23 protein-coding genes are annotated in these 19,520 nt (G+C 67.4%); 16 read left to right on the plus strand and 7 right to left on the minus strand.

The genetic code is table 11. From position 1 onward, the window contains the following. The first annotated feature begins 25 nt into the window (after positions 1-25). Positions 26-484, plus strand: a complete 459-nt coding sequence (locus ET475_RS10245; RefSeq protein WP_165310870.1) for an SgcJ/EcaC family oxidoreductase — start codon at positions 26-28, stop codon at positions 482-484. Here the strand turns inward: ET475_RS10245 and ET475_RS10250 are convergent. After that, positions 459-2,519, minus strand: a complete 2,061-nt coding sequence (locus tag ET475_RS10250; RefSeq protein ID WP_129389498.1) for a prolyl oligopeptidase family serine peptidase — start codon at positions 2,517-2,519, stop codon at positions 459-461. The two genes, ET475_RS10245 and ET475_RS10250, sit on opposite strands and share 26 nt — an antisense overlap. 52 nt (positions 2,520-2,571) lie before the next feature. Here ET475_RS10250 and ET475_RS10255 point away from each other — a divergent pair, with 52 nt between their 5' ends. Both ET475_RS10255 and ET475_RS10260 read left to right on the plus strand, forming a co-directional pair. Continuing rightward, positions 2,572-4,059, plus strand: coding sequence for an L-serine ammonia-lyase, iron-sulfur-dependent, subunit alpha (locus ET475_RS10255; RefSeq protein WP_129389501.1), 1,488 nt, complete (start codon positions 2,572-2,574; stop codon positions 4,057-4,059). Between the two features lie 329 nt (positions 4,060-4,388). Next, positions 4,389-4,688: a DUF2804 family protein gene (locus ET475_RS10260; protein ID WP_129389504.1), complete on the plus strand. Its 300-nt coding sequence runs from the start codon at positions 4,389-4,391 to the stop codon at positions 4,686-4,688. Positions 4,689-4,715: 27 nt separating this feature from the next. Here the strand turns inward: ET475_RS10260 and ET475_RS10265 are convergent, their stop codons facing one another. Next, positions 4,716-5,618 carry an IS982 family transposase gene (locus ET475_RS10265; protein WP_129389508.1) on the minus strand — a complete coding sequence of 301 codons (903 nt, stop codon included), beginning with the start codon at positions 5,616-5,618 and terminating at the stop codon, positions 4,716-4,718. A gap of 123 nt (positions 5,619-5,741) precedes the next feature. Here ET475_RS10265 and ET475_RS10270 point away from each other — a divergent pair, with 123 nt between their 5' ends. Further along, positions 5,742-6,359, plus strand: a complete 618-nt coding sequence (locus ET475_RS10270; RefSeq protein WP_129389511.1) for a TetR/AcrR family transcriptional regulator — start codon at positions 5,742-5,744, stop codon at positions 6,357-6,359. Here ET475_RS10270 and ET475_RS17980 read toward each other — a convergent pair. Then, positions 6,344-6,778, minus strand: a complete 435-nt coding sequence (locus tag ET475_RS17980; protein WP_207205332.1) for an FAD-dependent monooxygenase — start codon at positions 6,776-6,778, stop codon at positions 6,344-6,346. The genes ET475_RS10270 and ET475_RS17980 overlap by 16 nt on opposite strands. Positions 6,779-6,924: 146 nt before the next feature. On the opposite strand from ET475_RS17980, the gene ET475_RS17985 reads away from it, so the two are divergent. The 3 genes from ET475_RS17985 (at position 6,925) to ET475_RS10285 (ending at position 8,746) form a co-directional block, all read left to right on the plus strand. Beyond that, positions 6,925-7,152, plus strand: a complete 228-nt coding sequence (locus tag ET475_RS17985; RefSeq protein WP_207205333.1) for a hypothetical protein — start codon at positions 6,925-6,927, stop codon at positions 7,150-7,152. Between the two features lie 110 nt (positions 7,153-7,262). Beyond that, a complete protein-coding gene (locus tag ET475_RS10280) occupies positions 7,263-8,015 on the plus strand; it encodes an ABC transporter ATP-binding protein (protein ID WP_129389515.1) in 753 nt (250 codons plus the stop codon). Continuing rightward, entirely contained in the window at positions 8,012-8,746 is a 735-nt protein-coding gene (locus ET475_RS10285) for an ABC transporter permease (RefSeq protein ID WP_129389518.1), read from the plus strand. Before ET475_RS10280 ends, ET475_RS10285 begins: the two co-directional genes overlap by 4 nt. Positions 8,747-8,769: 23 nt before the next feature. On the opposite strand, the gene ET475_RS10290 is transcribed toward ET475_RS10285, so the two are convergent. After that, entirely contained in the window at positions 8,770-9,207 is a 438-nt protein-coding gene (locus tag ET475_RS10290; protein ID WP_129389520.1) for a MarR family winged helix-turn-helix transcriptional regulator, read from the minus strand. Positions 9,208-9,243: 36 nt separating this feature from the next. On the opposite strand from ET475_RS10290, the gene ET475_RS17990 reads away from it, so the two are divergent. Both ET475_RS17990 and ET475_RS10300 read left to right on the plus strand, forming a co-directional pair. After that, positions 9,244-11,070 carry a DUF2207 domain-containing protein gene (locus tag ET475_RS17990; RefSeq protein ID WP_207205334.1) on the plus strand — a complete coding sequence of 609 codons (1,827 nt, stop codon included), beginning with the start codon at positions 9,244-9,246 and terminating at the stop codon, positions 11,068-11,070. A gap of 200 nt (positions 11,071-11,270) precedes the next feature. After that, a complete protein-coding gene (locus tag ET475_RS10300) occupies positions 11,271-11,567 on the plus strand; it encodes a hypothetical protein (protein ID WP_165310640.1) in 297 nt (98 codons plus the stop codon). A 202-nt stretch (positions 11,568-11,769) separates the two neighbouring features. Here ET475_RS10300 and ET475_RS10305 read toward each other — a convergent pair whose 3' ends face one another. Then, positions 11,770-13,218, minus strand: a complete 1,449-nt coding sequence (locus ET475_RS10305) for an aldehyde dehydrogenase family protein (RefSeq protein WP_129389526.1) — start codon at positions 13,216-13,218, stop codon at positions 11,770-11,772. A gap of 474 nt (positions 13,219-13,692) precedes the next feature. On the opposite strand from ET475_RS10305, the gene ET475_RS10310 reads away from it, so the two are divergent. The 5 genes from ET475_RS10310 to ET475_RS10330 all read left to right on the plus strand — a co-directional run bounded on the left by ET475_RS10310 (position 13,693) and on the right by ET475_RS10330 (position 16,943). Beyond that, positions 13,693-14,742 (plus strand): S66 family peptidase, encoded by a 1,050-nt coding sequence (locus ET475_RS10310; protein ID WP_129389529.1) that lies wholly within the window; start codon positions 13,693-13,695, stop codon positions 14,740-14,742. Positions 14,743-14,745: 3 nt separating this feature from the next. Beyond that, a complete protein-coding gene (locus ET475_RS10315; protein WP_129389532.1) occupies positions 14,746-15,726 on the plus strand; it encodes a GNAT family N-acetyltransferase in 981 nt (326 codons plus the stop codon). Positions 15,727-15,729: 3 nt separating this feature from the next. Further along, positions 15,730-16,038, plus strand: a complete 309-nt coding sequence (locus tag ET475_RS10320) for a hypothetical protein (protein WP_129389534.1) — start codon at positions 15,730-15,732, stop codon at positions 16,036-16,038. 215 nt (positions 16,039-16,253) lie between these two features. Beyond that, positions 16,254-16,706, plus strand: a complete 453-nt coding sequence (locus ET475_RS10325; protein WP_165310872.1) for a DUF2975 domain-containing protein — start codon at positions 16,254-16,256, stop codon at positions 16,704-16,706. Continuing rightward, the gene (locus ET475_RS10330) at positions 16,707-16,943 is read left to right on the plus strand and encodes a helix-turn-helix domain-containing protein (RefSeq protein WP_129389541.1); all 237 of its coding nucleotides are present in this window, start codon (positions 16,707-16,709) and stop codon (positions 16,941-16,943) included. A 94-nt stretch (positions 16,944-17,037) separates the two neighbouring features. Here the strand turns inward: ET475_RS10330 and ET475_RS10335 are convergent, their stop codons facing one another. Both ET475_RS10335 and ET475_RS10340 read right to left on the minus strand, forming a co-directional pair. Next, a complete protein-coding gene (locus ET475_RS10335; RefSeq protein ID WP_129389544.1) occupies positions 17,038-17,757 on the minus strand; it encodes a class I SAM-dependent methyltransferase in 720 nt (239 codons plus the stop codon). A 24-nt stretch (positions 17,758-17,781) separates the two neighbouring features. Then, positions 17,782-18,246, minus strand: coding sequence for a winged helix-turn-helix transcriptional regulator (locus ET475_RS10340; protein ID WP_129389547.1), 465 nt, complete (start codon positions 18,244-18,246; stop codon positions 17,782-17,784). A 109-nt stretch (positions 18,247-18,355) separates the two neighbouring features. Between ET475_RS10340 and ET475_RS10345 the strand changes: the two genes are divergently transcribed. Together ET475_RS10345 and ET475_RS10350 are read left to right on the plus strand one after the other, a co-directional pair. Continuing rightward, on the plus strand, positions 18,356-18,823 hold the full coding sequence (locus ET475_RS10345) for an SRPBCC family protein (protein ID WP_129389550.1): 468 nt from the start codon (positions 18,356-18,358) through the stop codon (positions 18,821-18,823). A 6-nt stretch (positions 18,824-18,829) separates the two neighbouring features. Then, a complete protein-coding gene (locus ET475_RS10350; protein WP_129389553.1) occupies positions 18,830-19,516 on the plus strand; it encodes an alpha/beta fold hydrolase in 687 nt (228 codons plus the stop codon). Positions 19,517-19,520: the final 4 nt, after the last annotated feature.

Consider the following 19,520-nt stretch of genomic DNA (forward strand, 5'->3'; position numbering starts at 1 on the left):
GCTAAGTAAATCAGAGGAGAACGTCGTGACCGAACGGGACACGCGCACGGGCACCGTCGAGGCGCTCATCGAAAAGCTGCGCGACGCATGGGCGGCGGGGGATGCCGCGGCCTACGCCGCGCTGCACGAAGACGACGCCCGCTACGTTGCGTTCGACGGCACCGTGATGCGCGGCCGTGCCGAAATCGCTGCGGGCCACGCACCGCTGTTCGCAGGCATCATGCGCGGTTCGCGTCTGGCGGCCGTCGAGCAAGACGTGCACGCCATCGACGACGACACCGTGCTGGTCGTCCAGCGGGCCGGCATCATCATGCGCTGGCAGAGCGGCAGGTCGACGCCCTCGCGCAAGCGGCTGTCGACCAACACGACCCTGGCGCATCGCCGCGACGGTGAATGGCGGGTCTCGGCGTTTCAGAACACCCGCTATCGACCGTTCAATCGCACCCTCATGGGGCGGCTCATGACGCGGCGCGCACGGGGCTAACCCGGCGCACGAGTGCGTCGGTGAGGAACGTGTGGATGGTCGCCTGCAGCGCCGCCTTCGCGCCGTTGTCGATGGATGCCGCGTGCCCGCCCTCGTCCTGTTCGAGGTAGTGCACCTCGGCGTCGGTCTCGTCGGTCAGCCGCGCCACCATCTTGCGCGCCTGCACCGGGCCCACCCGGTCGTCGCTGGTGGCCGCATAGAAGAGGCTGGGCGGGTACGCCCGGTCAGGGTCGATCAGGTGGTACGGCGAGAAGGTGCGGATGAACTCCCAGTCGGCTGGGTCATCGGGGTCGCCGTACTCGGCGATCCAGCTCGCGCCCGCCGACAGGCGCGTGTATCGGCGCATGTCCAGCAGCGGCACGCCACACACGACCGCGCCGAAGTCGTCGGGGAACTGCGTGAGCATGTTGCCCACCAGCAGTCCGCCGTTGCTGCCGCCGTGGCATCCGATCCGCTCGGCGGTCGTGACCTGGCGAGCGACGAGATCGCGCGCCACGGCGACGAAGTCTTCGTAGGCACGGTGCCGGTTCTCGCGCAGAGCTGCCAGGTGCCACGCCGGCCCGAACTCACCACCGCCGCGGATGTTGGCCACCACGTACACGCCGCCGGCCTCGAGCCACGCCGGGCCCTGGATCGTGGCGTACTCGGCCAGCCGTGAGACCTCGAAGCCGCCGTATCCGCTCAGGATCACCGGGGCGGGCCCGTCGATTTCGCGGCGCCCGATCTGGAAGTACGGGATGCGGGTGCCGTCGGCCGAGACCGCCCAGTGCTGGGTGGTGACCAGGCCGTCGGCGTCGAAGACGGCAGGTGCCTGATCGACCACGCTCGGCGCGGGTGCGGCGGCATCCGTCACTATCAGCGTCTGCGGCGTGAGAAAGCCGCGCGCGAACAGCCACAGCTCGTCGTCTTCGTCGGCGTCGGCGGCGACCACGTCGACGGTGAGGATGTCGGAGCTCTCGATGCCGGTGTCGATGTCGGTCTGTGCCCAACCGTCGGCAGGGTCGAGTGAGACGATGCGGCTGCGCACGTTCTCGAGCACCGTCAGCACGAGGCGGCGCTTCGTCCAGCTCCAGTCCTCGAGCACGGCCGTCGCTGTCGGAGTGAACACCGCGGTGAGCTCAGAGCCGTCTCCGTCGGTGACAGTCGCGAGCGGGCCGACCAGCAGCGTGCCGCCGGGATGTGCCACGCCTGCCACCGTCCAGTCCGTGGTCGTGCGCACCGCGATCAGGTCGCCGTGCACGTTCGTATACGCGTCGTCGGGCACCGCGAGCCGGACCGGGTTCGGGTGATCCGCCGTCCAGACGAAGCTCTCCTGATGAAAGAAGTCGTGCGCGATCGACGAGATGGCGGTGACGTCATCGCCGGTGCGGTCGACGCCGACGAAGACGGCGACGTCGCTCGGCTGGGCTTCGATGACGGGGGATGCCGCGGCCAGATCTGTCCCGCGCCGCCACACGCGTGCGGTGCGGGGGTAGCCGGAGTCGGTCTGCGCCCCACCCTCGAGGGCGGTTCCCACCAGCAGTGTGTCGGGATCGAGCCAGGCGCTGTGCGACTTGTCGGCGGCCAGCGCGAATCCGTCGTCGACGAAGCGTGCCGCGGCCAGGTCGAACTCACGTGCCACATGCGCATCGCCGCCGTCGGGGCTCAGCTGTACCAGGGCGCGCTGCGTGCCACGCGGTCCGTGCACGGCGCCGGCGAATGCCCACGGGGTGCCCTCGTCGCGGCCGAGCGCGTCGATGTCGAGCAGCACCTGCCATTCGGGCGTGCCAGTCAAGAACGAGGTGTGGCTCGCCCGCCGCCAGAGACCGCGCGGGTTGGCGGCATCCCGCCACAGGTCATACATCCACTCGCCGTGCCGGCTCGGCACGACGATGCGATCGGGATCGTCGAGGATGCCGCGCAGCCGCCGCGCGAGCGCGGGATCGCTGTACGCGGCTTCGGTTTCGGCGGTGCGCTCGCGCGCCCAGGCCAGGGCTTTCTCGTCGCGGATGTCTTCGAGCCAGAGGTGCGGGTCGTCATTGAGGGGATCTGCCACTCGGCAAGCCTAGACGGGGCCGCGTCGACCGGCGGCGACGTAGCCTGGACGGATGAGCGCATACGTCTCGGCGTTCGAGCTGTTCTCCATCGGTGTGGGACCCTCGAGCTCGCACACGGTCGGCCCCATGAGGGCGGCCCGTGACTTCGCCGCGCGGCTGACCGCCGCCGACATCCATCCCGCCCGTGTCACGTGCACGCTGTTCGGCTCGCTCGGCGCCACCGGCCTGGGCCACGGCACCCCTGACGCGGTGGTCGCCGGCCTGCGCGGCGACGAGCCCGAGACTGTCGACCCGGCTGCGGTGCGCGGCGCGTGGACTGCGTGGCCAGAAGGCGCGCGGTTGCGCGTCGACGGCGTGCACGAGGTGGCATTCGCCAAGGACGACGTCGTCTTCGCCCCGCGCACGCGCCTGCCCGGCCACCCGAACGCGCTGACGCTGACGGCGCTGGGCAGCGACGGTACGCCACTGGCCGAGCAGACGTATTACTCGGTCGGAGGCGGATTCATCCGGCGCGAGGGCGATCTCGCGGCCGCGGCATCCCGGCCCTTTCCCTACTCCTTCGATTCGGCCGCCGAACTTCTCGCACTGGCCGATGAGCATCATCTGACCATCGCCGAGGTCGCCCGGGCCAACGAGCAGGCGCTGCGCGACGAAGTCGACGTCGCCGCCTCGCTCGACGCTATCTGGGACGCCATGGCCGGCAGCGTCGAGGCGGGCCTGCATACCGACGGCGTGCTGCCGGGCGTGCTGAAGGTCAAGCGTCGCGCGAGCGACATCCGCGCGCAACTCGAGGCAGCGCAGGCCGACGGCGGCCGCGAACTGCCGGGGGAGTGGCTGGGTGCCTTCGCGCTCGCCGTCAACGAAGAGAACGCCGCCGGCGGGCGCGTCGTCACCGCACCCACGAACGGCGCCGCCGGCATCGTGCCGGCCGTGGGTATGTACTGGTGGCGGTTCCTGGCCGATTCCGGCCTCGGTGTCGCAGGCGCCGTCACCCCGCACGGCGAACTCGCCGGCAGCGCACTGCTCGGCTTCGGCGAAGAAGAGGGGGATGCCGCGGCCCGGACCCTCGACGACGCCGGCATCGCCGAGGCAAATCGTCGCCGCGGCATCCGTCGTTATCTGCTCACCGCGACCGCTCTCGGCTCGCTGTTCAAGGCCAATGCGTCGATCTCGGGCGCCGAGGGTGGCTGCCAGGCCGAAGTCGGATCGGCCTGTGCCATGGCGGCCGCGGGGCTGACCGCGGTCATGGGCGGCACGAACCGCCAGATCGAGAACGCGGCCGAGATAGCGATGGAGCACCATCTGGGTCTGACCTGCGACCCGGTGGCCGGGCTCGTGCAGATACCGTGCATCGAGCGTAACGCCATCGCCGCGGCCACCGCCGTCACCGCCGCACGACTCGCCCTGCGCGGCGACGGCTCGCACTATGTGCCGCTGGACACGGTTGTGGAGACCATGCGCCAGACCGGCATCGACATGTCGACGAAGTACAAGGAGACCAGCGAGGGCGGGCTGGCCGTGAACGTCGTCGAGTGCTGAAGGCGTAGGATTGCCGGAACCCGAATACCGGTCAGTTTCTGCGAGGATGCCGATGGCCCCCGACCCCGCGACGCCTGTGCGCGTCGCCTCCGCTCCCGCGCGACCGCGCGCGCCGTTCTCGGCCCGATCGTGGCTCGTGGTCGTTAACGCAGCCGCGAGAGGTGGCAGGCGGCGTTCGAGCGCCTGCACGAGCGCGAGATGGCGCCGGCCGCGCGCAGGGGGGTCGCGGCGCTCGTGTACACGCAGCTGGCCGACGTCGAAGACGAGGTCAATGGCCTGGTCACCTATGACCGGCGCTTTGTGAAGGCCGACGAGAGCGCACCCGGGGCATGAACGATGCGCTGCGGGCGGCCGCCGCCGAGTCGGGTGGGCACCCGAGCCACGAACAGCTCGAGTGGGACTATGACCCGGCCGACTGGATGAAGCCCTGGCGCATCCACGGCGGCGGGCTCGAGGCATCCTTCACCCCCTTCTATGACAAGCGATCGCGCACGAACCTGCTCGTGCTGGCCTCGCGCACCGATCAGTGCTTCGGTACGTGGGCGGGCACCTTCACGACCGATGCGGGGGAGCAGATCGTCTTCGACGGGATCGAGGGATGGGCCGAAGACGTGCACAACCGGTGGTGAGTCCTAGATGAGTGAGTCCGATTGTCTTTAGTGGTCGTAGGCGATGAGGGATCTCTTTGAGGGTGCGCCTGTGAGCCAGTTGTGCCAGATGCCGGCGGCGAGGGCGAGTAGGCGGGCCGCGACGCGGGAGTAGACGCCGGCGACGGTTCGGCCGCCGTGTTCTTCGAGTGTGAGCTGGCCCTTCAATGTGTCGAACACGGACTCGACCCATTGCCGGATGCCGCCGAGTTTCCCGAAACGTTTGTGCTCGTCCTTGCGGTCTGGACGGATCAGGTGAGCGCCCAGCTCCTCGGTGACGAACGTCTCAAACTGGCGGCCGGCGAAGCCCTTGTCGCCGACGATCACCTGCCCGGGTGCGATCAGGTGCCGATCGTGACGCAGCAGCTGCTCGGTGACTTCTCGCTCTCCGATCTTCGGGTTGGCCAGCCCCCAGATGATCGGCATCCCCTCTGGCGTGCAGATCAGGTAGAGCCGGAATCCCCAGAAGAACCGGGAGTGGGAGGCGCAGTACCCGTAGCCGGCATGCCCGGCCAGATCGGAGCGTTTCACTGTCTCCCGGGACTTGCCGCAAGGGACCGGTGTGGAATCGACAAGCCGGGTCACCTCACCGAAGGTAGGGGTATCGCGGGCCAGCTCGGTGATCACAGCGGAGAGCAGTCCGGTCGCCTGACGGACGCGTTTGCCCCACCCGGACTGGGCGGGCAGGTTCGGGAACATGCCCCGCAGGTGTGCGCGGGCGTAACGGATCCACTTCCTGTCGGACGCGATGCCCAGCAGGTGCTGCGCGACCAGTAGACACAGCAACTCGACATCGTTGAGCGCGGGCTTACGACCCGGCCGGTGGTCCCTGGTGAACCCGAGCGCCGGGAGAATCCGGTCATCGAGGTGCACGTAGAGTGTGACAAGGAGGGTGTTGAGCTCGGTTTTCACACATTGGGGTTAACACCCTCCGCCCCTCGTTAACAGCGCCCACGCCGATCAACGACGATCAACGACGATCAACGACGATCAACGACGATCAGCCAATAGGACTCACTCATCTAGGCTGAAGCCATGTCCGAGGTCCGTGCCACCAAGCGCCGCCGCGGCAGACCCCGCGGCGGGGCCGGCGACACCCGCGAGCGCATTCTGTCGGCTGCGACCGCCGAGTTCGCCGAAGCCGGCTATGACGGCGCCACGATGCGCGCCATCGCCGCCCGTGCCGATGTCGACGCCGCGCTCGTGCACCACTACTTCGGCACCAAGGCCGACCTGTTCGGGGCCACCATCGACACGCCGATCCGCCCCGATATCGCCATCCGCACGCTGCTGAACGGGCCGCTGGAGGACTTGGGTGAGCGCATCGTCCGCTTCGTGCTGGACTCGTGGGAACAGGCGGATGTGCGCCGACGCGGTCTCGTTCTGCTGCGTGCGGGGCTGTCGAGCCGCGCCACCGCGCCGGTGCTGGCCGGCTTCCTCGCCCGCGAGCTGCTCGAGCGCATCGCCGACCGGGTGGGCACACCGGATGCCGCGCTGCGCGCATCGCTGGCGGCATCCCAGATCGCGGGCCTGCTCGTGACCCGTTACATCCTGCGGCTGCCCGCGATGCGCGCCGCGTCGGTCGACGACCTGGTCGCGTGGCTGGCGCCGACCGTGCAGCGGTATCTCACCGGCGATCAGACGCCCTCGTAGTCGGGCAGCGTGAAGCCGTCGTCGCTCAGGAACGCTCCGGTGCGCCCCGACAGCCACGGAATAGCCATGAGCCGCATCACGAGATTGCGCATCGTCAGGGCCCGCCGCGTGCGCGGCGCGAAGAAGCTTCGGAACCGCAGCGCGCTGCGCTGCTTGGTCTCGATGAACGGCCGAAGACGCTGCTCATAGGCAGCCAGAGCCGCGGGGATGTCGTCGGGCCGTCGCGCCAGTTCGCCGGCCAGGACGTACGCCTCCACCATCGCCAGGCCGGTGCCCTCGCCTGCCAGCAGCGAGACGCAGGCTGCGGCATCCCCCACCAGCACGACGCGGCCGCGGCTCCATGCGTCGATCCGGATCTGACTGACCCGGTCACCGTAGAAGTCGGATGCCGCGTCCATGCCGTCCAGCAGCGCCGGCACCTCCCACCCCATGTCGCCGAAGCCGTCGCGCCGTCGTCCGCACCGGCGACGTCGACGATCGACGTGCCGTAGCGGATGGGCACGTCGGCACAGGCATCCAGCAGCGCCGCCGACAGATCACTGCGTGCGATGCTCACGAACCGATCGTGCACGGCCCTGCGCATCGGTTCGACCGGCGCGGTGGCGATGCGGTGGCCATGCGCGTCGACGGCGGCGAGTTCGTCGACGACGTAGCCGCGCTCGCGCACCTCGCCGATGATCCCCATGCGTTCGGCGAGGTCGTAACCCAACCCCCAGAAGTCGATGACGTACCCGTCGGTGCGGCGGTGCGGCGCCCGCTCGAAGATCACCGGCTCGTGTCCGTATCGGCGTAGCCAGTAAGCGACGGCAGGCCCTGCCACGCCGCCGCCGTTGATAGCGATCCGCATCGTCGCCCCCGCATCTGCGGTTGACGCTACCACCGCCAGGACGCATAATTCATCACATGGTGAATAATGCCGTCGAGATCCGCGGGCTGCACGTGCGGCGCGGAGCGACGACCGTCTTCGATGGCCTCGACCTCGACCTGCCAGCCGGCGTCGTGACCGGACTGCTGGGGCCATCGGGTGGCGGCAAGACCACGCTCATGCGCTCGATCGTCGGAGTGCAGAAGACGGATGCCGGAACCGTGACGGTGCTCGGTGAGCCGGCCGGTTCGCGCGCGCTGCGCCGCCGCGTCGCCTACGACACGCAGGATGCCTCGGTGTACGACGACCTCACCGTGTCACAGAACCTGCGGTATTTCGCCCGGGCGCTGGGCCTGGCGCGCTCCGAGGTCGACCGGGTGATCGACGAGGTCGGGCTGCCGCCCCAGGCCGGCCAGCTGATCTCGTCGCTGTCGGGCGGGCAGCGCGGTCGGGTTTCTTTGGCCACCGCGATGCTCGGCCGCCCTGATCTTCTCGTACTCGACGAGCCCACCGTGGGACTCGACCCCGTGCTGCGCGAGAGCCTGTGGCAGGTGTTCCGTGCGCTGGCCGCCGACGGGGCGACGCTTCTCATTTCCAGTCACGTGATGGACGAAGCCCTGCGGTGCGACGAGATAGTGCTGGTTCACGCGGGGCGGGTGCTCGCACAGACGACGCCGCAGGAACTGCTGGAGCGGACCGGGTCAGAAGACCCCGACAGGGCATTCCTGAAGCTCATCGAAGACGAGCGGAAGCAGCATCCACCCCTGCGACGCGAAGGGAGCGGATCATGAACCCCGCCCGCACCTTCGCCACCGCGGGGCGCGTGCTGCGCCAGCTCGGCCATGATCCGCGCTCGATCGTGCTGATGCTGGTGGCGCCGAGCCTGCTGGTGGGGTTGTTCGCCTGGCTGTTCAGCGACCAGGAGGGCGTCTTCGACACCTTCGGCGCGCCGATTCTCGCGCTGTTCCCGTTCATCGTGATGTTCGTCATCACCTCGGTCACCACGCTGCGCGAGCGTCGGTCGGGGACTCTGGAACGACTGCTGACCACTCCGATCGGCAAGGGCGACGTCATCGTCGGATACGCGCTCGCGTTCGGACTCATGGCGGTGCTGCAGGCGGTGATCACCGTGGTGTTCGCCGTCGTCGTGTGCGGCCTTCAGGTCGAGGGGGAGACATGGCAGCTGGGTGTGGTCGCGATCGTGGACGCGCTGGCGGGGACCTCGCTGGGACTGCTGGCCAGCGCCTTCGCGCGTACGGAGTTCCAGGCCGTGCAGTTCATGCCGCTGCTGGTGTTCCCGCAGATCATCCTGGGCGGGCTGTTCCTGCCGCGCGATCAGATGCCCGACGTGCTGCACGTCATCTCGGACTGGCTGCCGCTGAGCTACGCCATCGACGCGATAAAGGCCGTGACCGGTGGCGACGAGCAGTGGGACGTGTGGCGGCCGCTGCTGATAGTGCTCGCCTTCACGGTCGGCTTCCTCGTGCTCGCCTCGCTCACGCTGCGGCGGCGCACGCGCTGATCACGCCTGTTCGTGCCCGGTGATCATTCGACGCTCGGGCCGCGCAGCTTCTCGGTCAGCCGCTTCAGTTCGGCCAATTCGGCATCGTCGAGCGGCATCATCTTCTCGGCGATGCCGCGGGCGTGGGTGATGGCCAGCGCACGAAACCGAGACGCCCCCTCAGGTGTCGCGCGCACGAGCGCACCGCGTCCATCATCGGGATCGGCGCACTTGGACAGCAGACCGCGGGCGACCATCTTCTCCACCAGCCGTGAGACACTCGGCTGGCTGATCAGCATGTTCGCCGTGACATCCCGCAATCGCGCCGTCATCTGCGGGGAGCGCGTGACTGTCAGCAGCACGTCGTACTCGGCCTGGTTCAGCGTTCCCTCGTCGAAATCGGAACTTATCTGCGCGAAGATCTCATGCTGCGCCCGGAATAGGCTCTCCCACGCGGCGACAGCCAGGCGACGGTCGGTCATCGCTCCAGCGTATCGGGACCACATAGGCTGACAGGGATGCCTCGATTCGTCCGCTCTCTTCTGGCCGTGGCCACGGTGGCCGCGGCATCCCTTTTCTTGGTCGTTCCCGCTGCCTCGGCATCGGCGACACCCCTTGCGATCGGCCCCGTCGCCGGCGACGTCGACGACTTCACGTTTGCGAGCCTCGACGCCGACTACACACTCGGTCGCGACGACGACGGCACCAGCACGCTGACGGTCGTCGAGACATTCGTCGCCGAGTTCCCCGACTCCGACCAGAACCACGGGATGCGCCGGCAGATCCCCGACACCTACAACGGGCAGCCGCTGAATCTGCACCTGGTGTCGGTGACCGACGAGAACGGCGACCCTCGCCCGGCCGAAACCGATGACGACGACGGCACCTTCACCATCACCTCGCGAGCCGACCACTACTTGCACGGGCTGCAGACGTTCGTGTTCACCTACACCGCACGGCATGTGACCTGGCATTTTCCCGACACCGGCGACGACGAGTTCTACTGGGACGTCAACGGAACCGGCTGGCCGCAGCCCTTCGGCGCGGTGACAGCGACGCTGCACGTGCCCGCCGCGCTCGCCGGGGACCTCACCGGGCAGCAGTCCTGCTATCAGGGGGTGTACGGGGCGACGACGTCGTGCGAGATCTCCACCACCATCGACGCTGACGGATCGGCGACCGTGCACGCCGCAGTGCGAGACATCGCCGCCGAAGAGAACATGTCGATGGCGGTCGGCTTCACGGCCGGCACCTTCACCCCCTTCGACGCTTCTCCGCTGGCCTCCCCGTGGGGCTGGATCCAGGGCGTCGGCCTGCTCGGTGTGATCGGCGGTGTCATTTCGGCGATCATCGTTCGTGTGCGCAAGCTGCGGGATGCCGCAGGTCGCCCCACGATCGTCGCCGAGTACACGCCGCCCGACGGGGTCGACGCGTTGCTGGCGGCCGTGTTGCTGGGAAAGACGCCGAAGGCGATTCCGGCCGAGGTTCTCGAGCAGGCGGTGGGTGGCAGCATCCGATTGCTTGAGGGCACGCGGCGGGTGTTCGGCACGCACAAGATGCAGGCAGAGCTGGTGGATGCCTCACGCGCCCAAGACGCAGACGGCAGGATGCTGCTCGCCGGCATGTTCGGCAGCACGCCTGCGCCCGGCGACGTGTTCACGTTCGGTGAGACGAACACGAAATTCGCCAAGGCCGGTCAGAAGATGCTCAAGTGGGGCGCCGCCGAGGTCAAGCGCCGGCATTGGCGGCGGGCGGTTCCCGGGGGAGCCCGTCGCGTGCCGATCATCGTGGCGAGTGCCGGCTTCGGGGTCACGCTCCTGGCGGGAATCATCGCGCTGGCCACCTATGTCGCCCCCGCCGTGCCGGCGATACTCATCGTGACGGGAACGGCAGGGTTCGTGGCATCCCTCATGCTGATAGCCCGCAAGCCGTTCAGCGCCGCCGGTGCCGAGGTTCGCGACCATCTCGAGGGTCTGAAGGTGTTCATCGAGTGGGCCGAGGCCGACCGCATCCGCATGCTGCAGTCGCCTTCGGGCGCCGAGCGCGTGCCGGTGAACACCGGCGACCCGCGACAGATGATCAAGCTCTACGAGGCGCTGCTGCCGTTTGCCGTGGTCTTCGGGCAAGAGAAGGAGTGGGCGCAGCAACTGGCGACGATGTACCCGCACGATCAGAGTCCGTATTGGTACGCCGGCAACGTCGCCGCCTTCAACGCCGCGACGTTCGCCGCCGGCATCAGCTCGCTGTCGGCGACCGCGGCGGCGTCGTCCTCCACGTCGGGCGGTTCCGGGGGCGGTGGATTCTCCGGCGGTGGCGGCGGCGGTGGAGGCGGTGGCGGGGTGTAGCCCAGGCATAGTGCTCCCCGCCCGTTGAGCGAGCGCAGTCCCGCCCGTTGAGCGAGCGCACTCCCGCCCGTTGAGCGAGCGCAGCCCCGCCCGTTGAGCGAGCGGACTCCCGCCCGTTGAGCGAGCGCAGCGAGTCGAAACGCCCCGCACGGCGGCCCGCGGGAATACCATGAACGCGGGGACGCAGGGGAAGGACGACGATGACCGCGCGCGGGCTGGGGCTGGACGCATGGCCGGATGCCGCGGCCGCACGGCTGCTGGAATTGAGCGCCGACCTCGCATGTGTGGCCGGATTCGACGGCCATTTCCGTGAGCTTTCAACAGGTTGGTCCGAGCTGCTGGGGTATTCGACCGATGAGCTGACGGCGCGCTGGCTGGCTTGGACGGCGATCGGCGTGCCCGAAGAACAGGCATACCGCGCCGTCGCCCGCGATTTGACGCTGCAGCACGACGCCCGGCAGGCGAAGGCCGACAGCGAGCAGCGCTACGCCGACTAGTTTTAGTCGCTAAACGCGCCGGGTGTTTAGGTGTTAAACAGATTCGGTCGGGGCGGAGACTGACTTGGCGATGAAGCATACGACATGCGGCGTTCATGCCGACAAGATCGCGGACGCTTCCGACATCACGGGTCGATACCCCTCTTCCCGCGGGCGTTCTGTGGGTCGGGCACCCGATGCGCAACCTGTGGAGGAACCGCCGTCAGAACGGGTACCTCTCCACCGCGCTCTGCATCGTGATCCACTGCGTCTCTGTGAAGGTGTCCAGGCTGGCGTGCGGACCGCCGAATCGACCGCCTACCCCCGAAGCCTTTGATCCGCCGAACGGGATCACCGCTTCGTCGTCGACCGTGGCGTCGTTGATGTGCACGGCGCCCGACTCGATCCGGTCGCACAGCTCGTACGCGGCGTACGGGTTGGAGGTGATGATCGACACCGATAGCCCGTACTCCGACGCGTTGATCACGTCGATCGCCTCGTCGACGTCGTCATAGATCTGCACCGGTGCGACAGGGCCGAAGATCTCCTCGGCCCATGCAGGATTGTCGGCTGCGACATCCGTCAACACCGTCGGCCGATAGAAGAGGCCGTCGTACTCTCCGCCGACCGCCAGCGTGGCGCCGTGCTCGACGGCCGCCGTGACGTACCCGTGCACGCGATCGCGCTGCTTCTCGTCGATGACCGGGCCCAGCGGCATCCCCTCTTCCGGATCACCGACGGGGATGCCGCGGGCCTTCTGTGTCAGCGCGGCGACGTATTCGTCGGCGTGAGAACGGTGCACGAGGTGCCGACCGGTGGTCATGCAGATCTGCCCCTGGTGCAGGAATGACCCCCATGCGCCGACCGACGCTGCCGCCTGCACATCGGCGTCGGGCAGCACGAGCATCGCGTTGTTGCCGCCGAGTTCGAGGTGCACGCGCTTGAGCAGGGGAGCAGCCGCTGCGCCGATCTTGCGGCCGGCCGGCGTCGAGCCCGTGAATGAGATGCACGGGATGCCGGGGTGCACGACCAGCGCGGCGCCGAGCTCTCCACCTCCGGGCAGCACGTGCAGCACGCCCCGAGGCAGCCCTGCCTCTTCGAGCAGGGCCGCGAGGGCGAGCCCACCCGAGATCGACGTGCGCGGGTCGGGCTTGAGAATGACGGCGTTGCCGAGCGCCAGCGCCGGCGCGACCGACCGCATCGACAGGATCGCCGGAAAGTTGAACGGCGAGATCACCCCGACCACCCCCAGGGGAACGCGCCGGGCGATCGAGGTGCGGTCTTTGACGCTGCGCAGCAGCTCGCCGTAGGGGTGGGATGCCGCGGCCGCAGCCTCGTGCAACTCGCTGATCACCAGCCCGGCCTCGAAATCGGCCTTGCCGCTGCCCGACCCGCTCTCGGGGATGAGCACGCCGGTCAGGCGCGCCGGGTCGGACTCGAGCAGCTGCGCGGCCTTGAGCATGACTGCGGCCCGCGCGGCATAGGGCTGCTTCGCCCACGTCTTCTGCGCGGATGTGGCCGACGCCACCGCGCGGTCGAGGTCCGCGGCATCCGCCTGCGCAACGGTGTCGATTACGGCACCGGTTGCCGGAGCGATCACCGGCAGCGGGTCACCGCCGCCGGGCCGCCAGCCGTCGGAGAAGAGGGAGTTGTGCCAGGGGGAGGTGCTCATGCTGCTGAGCTTCACACGATGGATGCCGCGAGGCAAGCCTCGCACAAAGTAAGGCCCGGTCAGAGAGGCTTACTGACCGGGCCTTTTCCCTTGCACCAAGAGTGTCCTGCAATCACATGCCGGTGGCTGCCACAGCAAAACAACCACCGTGCGACAACTATATAACGACGAGATAACGGAGGCCAGCCCTGAGCGTTATCTTTTCGTAATTCTTATGCAGCTCTCATGATTTGCATCAGTCGCGGCCCGTCCGGTCCAATGACACCCCATCTGTAGTTTCTGCCATCGAGTCTGTGGTCCTGACAGACGACCTGTAGTTTCTGCCAACCGATCTGTAGTCAGGACGTTAGGCCGGCCGTAGGTCGATCCTGCCGAGCGTGGCGGCGCAGTCGTGTCATCTCAATAGATCGCGACGACGGCGAGATGATGTCCACGCTGCCCGCTGGAGCAACCGGGAAATGATTGAATGGTCGGATGTTGGAGCAGACGACTCAGAGCCGAGGCGTACGGCTGCGTCCCGGGGATCGGGTCGCGGTGCTTTCGCCTTCGTTTGCGGCTCCTGGCTTTGCTCCCATGGTGCATGACCAGGCGATGCGGAGAATCGAGACCGAACTGGGGCTGATCCCCGTCGAGTTCCCAACGACGCGAATGCTGGGCGCGTCGCCGGAGGCACGTGCTGCCGATGTCAATACTGCCTTCGCGGATACGACCATCCGCGCGATCTTCGCGAGCATCGGCGGCGACGATGAGATCACCGTGATTCCCTACCTCGATGAGGCGGTCGCGATCGCGAACCCCAAGCCGTTCTTCGGCTACAGCGACAACACCAACCTCCTTAACTGGCTCTGGCAACTCGGCCTTCCTGCCTACTACGGTGGTTCGACTCAGGTTCACCTTGGCCCCGGGCCGAGGATCGATGCCGCGCACCTCGTCGGATTGCGAGCTGCGCTCTTCGATGGAGGAGAGATTGAGATCACCGAACCTGGCGAGTCCGAGGACTTTGGGCCTGATTGGCTGACACCCGCGGCGCTTGTGGAGTTCGGTCAGCGAGAGGCAACAGAGAGCTGGACCTGGGCTGGCCCGGAACGGATCGCAGAGGGCAGGACTTGGGGCGGCTGCTTCGAGGTCGTGGATCAACTTGCCGTCGCGGGGCGGATGCCGACGTTGGAGTCGCTCCACGGATGCGTCCTGATCCTTGAGTCGAGCGAAGAGGCGCCGCCGGCGGTGCTCATCAAGCGCTGGATACGTGCTCTCGGCGAACGAGGAGTCCTCGGTGTCGTAGAGGCTGTAGTCGTCGCCCGCCCGCCGGTGAGCAGCCATGATGCCGTTCCCAATGCCGAGTCGCGTCGTCGGTTGCGTCAGGAACAACGTGACGTCATCATCGCTGAAGTGAGCCGGTACAATCCCGACGCGGTCGTGTGTATCGGCCCCCCATTCGGTCACACGCGACCGCAGTGGATCGTTCCTTACGGCGGTACCGTACGACTAGACTCGGCATCGCGACGCCTCACCGCGGCCTACTGAAACATGACGACCGGCAGCGGATCCCCCCGGCGGTACGTCATCGCGGCGATGCTCAACGGGATGGAAGTTGGGACGGAGTTCGATCGCACGCAGTGGCCGGCGCACGTGACCCTCGTGTCGAACTTCACCACTGAGGCGTCTACCGCCAAGCTCGCAGCGAAGATGCGTCGCGCGCTCGCTCCGGAGCGACCGTTGCAACTCGAGTTCGGTGACACGGCGATGTTCGGCCGTGATCGGGACATCCCGGTCAGATTGGTGCGGTCGGAGTCGGCGATAGGGCTGCACGAAGAGCTGATCGCCGAGCTTAGCGTGGACGCGCACATTGTCGCGGACGAACCCGCGTACTGGCACGCGGGCTATCGACCCCATGTGACGCTCACGCCGGCCCTCGGAGCCGGTGAGGCTCTGCCTCGAGTGTCACGAAACGTCGTCCTCGCCCGCTTGGACGGTGGTCGAGCGACGATCGTAGCCGCCGTGCGTCTCAGCGCCGGCGACGGGCCAGTGGTGGGCATCGATGTGCGCCGGGCAGACGCTGGCGATGCTCACGATCTGGCTCAGCTCAAGATCGAATGGGCGCAGGTCGACCCGTCACCGAATCGCCAGGAGGTCGACGAGTTCGCGGATGCTCTGTCGACCTGGATTGCGGGTCAGGACGACTTGCTCGTGGTGGAAGTGGCCGTTGCCGACGGTCAGATCGTCGGGATGGCGTGGATGGTGCTGTTCGAGCGCGCTCCGGATTTCGCCGATCGGCAGAGGCTCACGGCCGACATCCAGAGCGTCTATGTGACTCCAGCGCACCGGAATCGCGGAATCGGGCGCCGTCTTGTCGATGCGCTTTGCGACGCTGCCGACGCGCGGAGCGTACCTCGGATCCTTGTGACCGCGAGCGCTCGGTCCGTACCTCTCTACGAGCGATCGGGCTTCGAGAGTTCGCCTCTCCTGCTGCAGCGCCGTGCGGGCCAGGTGGGCTTGGAGAGAGACTGAATCGTGCCCGACCGACCGGAAATCGTGTGCATCTGTGGTTCGTCGAGATTCGTCGAAACGATGCGTTTGGCGAACCGCGAGCTGACTCTCCGTGGCATCATCGTGCTCGCGCCGGGCGAGATGAATGGAACCGTCTCCGAGAGCCAGAGGTCTGTGCTCGACGCCCTTCACCTGCGCAAGATCGATCTGGCGGATCGGGTTCTCGTCGTCAACCCGGGCGGCTACATCGGTGAGTCGACGAGCAGGGAGATCGCATATGCCCGCGCCGCGGGCAAGTTGGTCTCGTTCACCGAGTCCGATGTCCGATGGTGACCCCTTGACGCCGTCCGAAGTTGCCGTGTCCGTCGCTATCCCGGAGCGTGCTGCGCACTCGTGATCGTCGTGAGCAGGTCGACGAGAATGAGTGAGGGGGCGGCATCGTCGGCCAACAGAGGCCCGGCGACCTACACACTCTCTGTCAGTGGCTGGACGACCGGGGACGCGAGAGCGACCTGCGTGGACGCGAGAGCGACCTGCGACTCCCGGGCGTGATTGCCTGGCTCACGTGGTTGGCGCTCGGTGGCCTCTTGGTCCTGGTCGTGGTGTCAGTGATAGGGGCGTTCAACAGCGTCGGGTATCTGGCAGAGTTCCTCCCTGTGCTGGCGCCCACGAAGGGGCAGCTCGCCGTGATCGCGATGGCCTTCGGGGTCTGTGTCTTGGTCATCCTCGTGGCCACCGGCGTGCTCGTCGGCTACACAAGATCCGATCGGATTTTTCGGCCTGCGACCCTACGGTGGGTCGATGTGCTGGTGGGAGCATTCGTTGTGGGGACGGCGGTGGTCGTTGCGGCGCTCTTCTTCATCCCCGGGCCGCCGCAGCTGTTCCTGCTCGTCGAAGCCTGCGTGCCGACGGGGATTGCGATCACTCTTGTGCTGCTGGTCATGCGCGCACTCCTGCGTCGCGCTGTCGCGATGCAGGTCGAGCTCGATGAGGTGGTGTGAATGTCCGTTCGCATCCACATCGACAGCCTCTTGGTCCAGCGGGGGATGTCAGTCGGTGACTTCGCGGACGCGGTGGGCATCACGCCGACAAACATCGCCGTCCTGAAGAACGGGCGTGCGCGTGCGGTCAGGTTCACCACGCTGGACGCGATGTGCCGTGTTCTCCAGTGTCAACCCGGCGACATCCTCAGCTGGGCCGATGACGAAACGCCCCATGACGGCGCGGCTCCCGGATGAGGCAAGGCCCGCAAGCGGGCGGCGGTGTCTTCCCTGTTTCTTCCCGCCGCCACCTGCACTCTGACCAGCCCTTCTTGGGATGGAGAACTCACCCTCACTGCGCGTGTGCGACGAAGACCATCAGAGGGTCGTCGTCCTGAAAAGGCTTGCGGCTCCAATCGCCGTAGACGGCGTCCACGTCGAACCCTGCCGACTCGAGATCGCCCTGAACGGTCATGCGCCCGCGGAACTGCAAGTCGAAATCCTCCACCACCGTCTCGCCGGTCTCGGTGAAGAGGTTGAACGCTTGGATGCGAACCGTTCCAGGAGTAGTTTCGTCTGCGAACATCCACTCGACGAGCGGTCCATGCGCCGTCGCGCGTGTACGCCTCTCAGGAGACGGCCAGTTCTCCCAGGCTCGAGCGAGCGGGTTCCTGGTCTCGAATGCGAGTGTTGCGCCGGGGCGCATCGCGCGCCGAAGATCGCGGAGAGTGCGAGGCCAGTCGAGCTCTCCGATGTGCTGTGCCACATTGCCGGTCATCACCGCATAGTCGAAGTCGAGACGCGGGATGTCACGGCTGTCTCCCTGAATCCACTCGACGCGGTCGGTGCCGGGGCGGGTCCGCGCGAAGGCGAGCATCGCGGCTGAGGGATCCACCCCGACGATGCGTCCGGCGTGCGTGAAACTCACCGTCAGCATCCCGGTTCCGCACCCGAGGTCAAGGATCGACGAAGCGGCCGCTTCGTCGGCGAGCGATCGGTAGAAGTCGTGGTCTGACCCGTCGGGGTTGTCGATGTCGTACAGCTCAACGAGCCGCGAGTCCTCATACGCCATGTGTCCGACGATATCCGGCGCCGATTACTCCGCGGCCCCCGTCCACCGCTCTTCCGGCATGCCCGGGCCAGGTGAGGCTGTGACGGCATCCGGTTGGCCGCCGCACGTGTCGCAGGCGAGTCGGCTGTGCACTGCACCGTCGCAGTTGCCGTGACGGTAGATGATCGGCGGGCCATCGGGAGCAGCCCAGCGGTCGCCCCAGTCGGTGAGCGCGACGAGGACTCCGCTGAGATCGCGACCCTTCTCGGTGAGCAGGTACTCCGTATTCGTTGTGGTGTGCGACTTCTCCATGACGTCGGCGGCGACCAGGCCGTCGAGTCGCGAAGTGAGCACGTTTGTCGCGATGCCGAGGCGCCGTTGGAAGTCCCCGAATCTCGTCACGCCCGCGAAGAGGGCGTTGCGAATGATCAGCAGGGTCCAGCGCTCACCGATGACCTCCAGCGATCGAGCGATGGAGCACACCTCGCCGTCGTACGTCCTGCCCAACATGAGCCTGATTCTACCTCAGTACTTGCATCACGAAAGGGTTACGTGCAAGGGTAGTCGAACTTGCGTGACGCAAGCGAATGTCAGAAGCCGACGAGAGGATTGACGAACCATGATGCAAACCGACTTCACCTTCGCCTACGATGTGCCGCAGTCGCCCGGCGAAGTATTCAATGCGGTCATCGATGTGCGTGGCTGGTGGTCACAGCGCATCTCAGGCGACACGGATCGACCGGGCGAGTTCATCTACGAGGTGCCGGGGATCCACCGCACGCACGCGCGGATCACCGAGCTGACGCCGCACAAGAGAGTCGTCTGGCATGTCGTCGAGAACTGGTTCGCCTCGTCGCCCGAGACCGACGAGTGGGCCGGCAGTGATATCACCTTCGACATCGAGCCGACCGATGACGGATCGCGACTGACCTTCACCCACATCGGCCTCACGCCGGAGATGGACTGCTACGAGGGCTGCTCGGTGGGCTGGTCGCGACACGCGCTCGAAAGCCTGCGCGCACTCATCACCACGGGAACGGGAACGCCGATCACCCCCGCCGATGAGGCCGCGCTGCAGAGCGCGTAGCCGCAGATGGCAACGTTCATTCTCGTTCCCGGGGCGTGGCACGGCTCCTGGGCCTTCGAAGCGGTGACGCCGTTGCTCGAGGCAGCAGGTCACACCGTGCACGCCCTCACGTTGACCGGCCTGGGACCCGATCACGACGCCACGACAGCGGCGCGCGCGAACCTCGACACGCACGCGGATGACGTCGTCGGGGTCTTGGAGACCGCCGGGATCGCCGAGGCGACCCTCGTGGGTCACAGTTACGGCGGGATGGTGATCTCGGCCGCCGCGGATCGTGCGGCCGAGCGTGTTTCCCGCCTGGTGTATCTCGATGCATACGTTCCTCGCGACGGCGACTCGTGCTGGTCGTTGACGACCAATGCCTACCGGCAGTCCTTCATCGACGGTGCGGCAGAGCTGGGCTATGCCGTTCGCCCGCCGTTTCGGGCCACGCGTGGCGGCGAGGCGCGTCGTCGCCCGCACCCGCTGGCTTCGCTCGTGCAGCGCATCCGGCTGACCGGCGCCGCCGACGGCATTGCTCGGCGCGATTTCATCTTCTGCTCCGGTTGGCAGGACGAGACTCCCTTCGCGAGCCTGCGCGCCCGTCTCGGTGCCGACCCGAATTGGCGGGTGCGCGACATCCCGACCGGCCACAACGCGATGCGCGAGGATCCGGATGCCGTCGCCGAACTGCTGATCGACCGACCACGGTGACGCG

Source organism: Microbacterium protaetiae, from assembly GCF_004135285.1.
Classification (GTDB): Bacteria; Actinomycetota; Actinomycetes; order Actinomycetales; family Microbacteriaceae; genus Microbacterium; species Microbacterium protaetiae.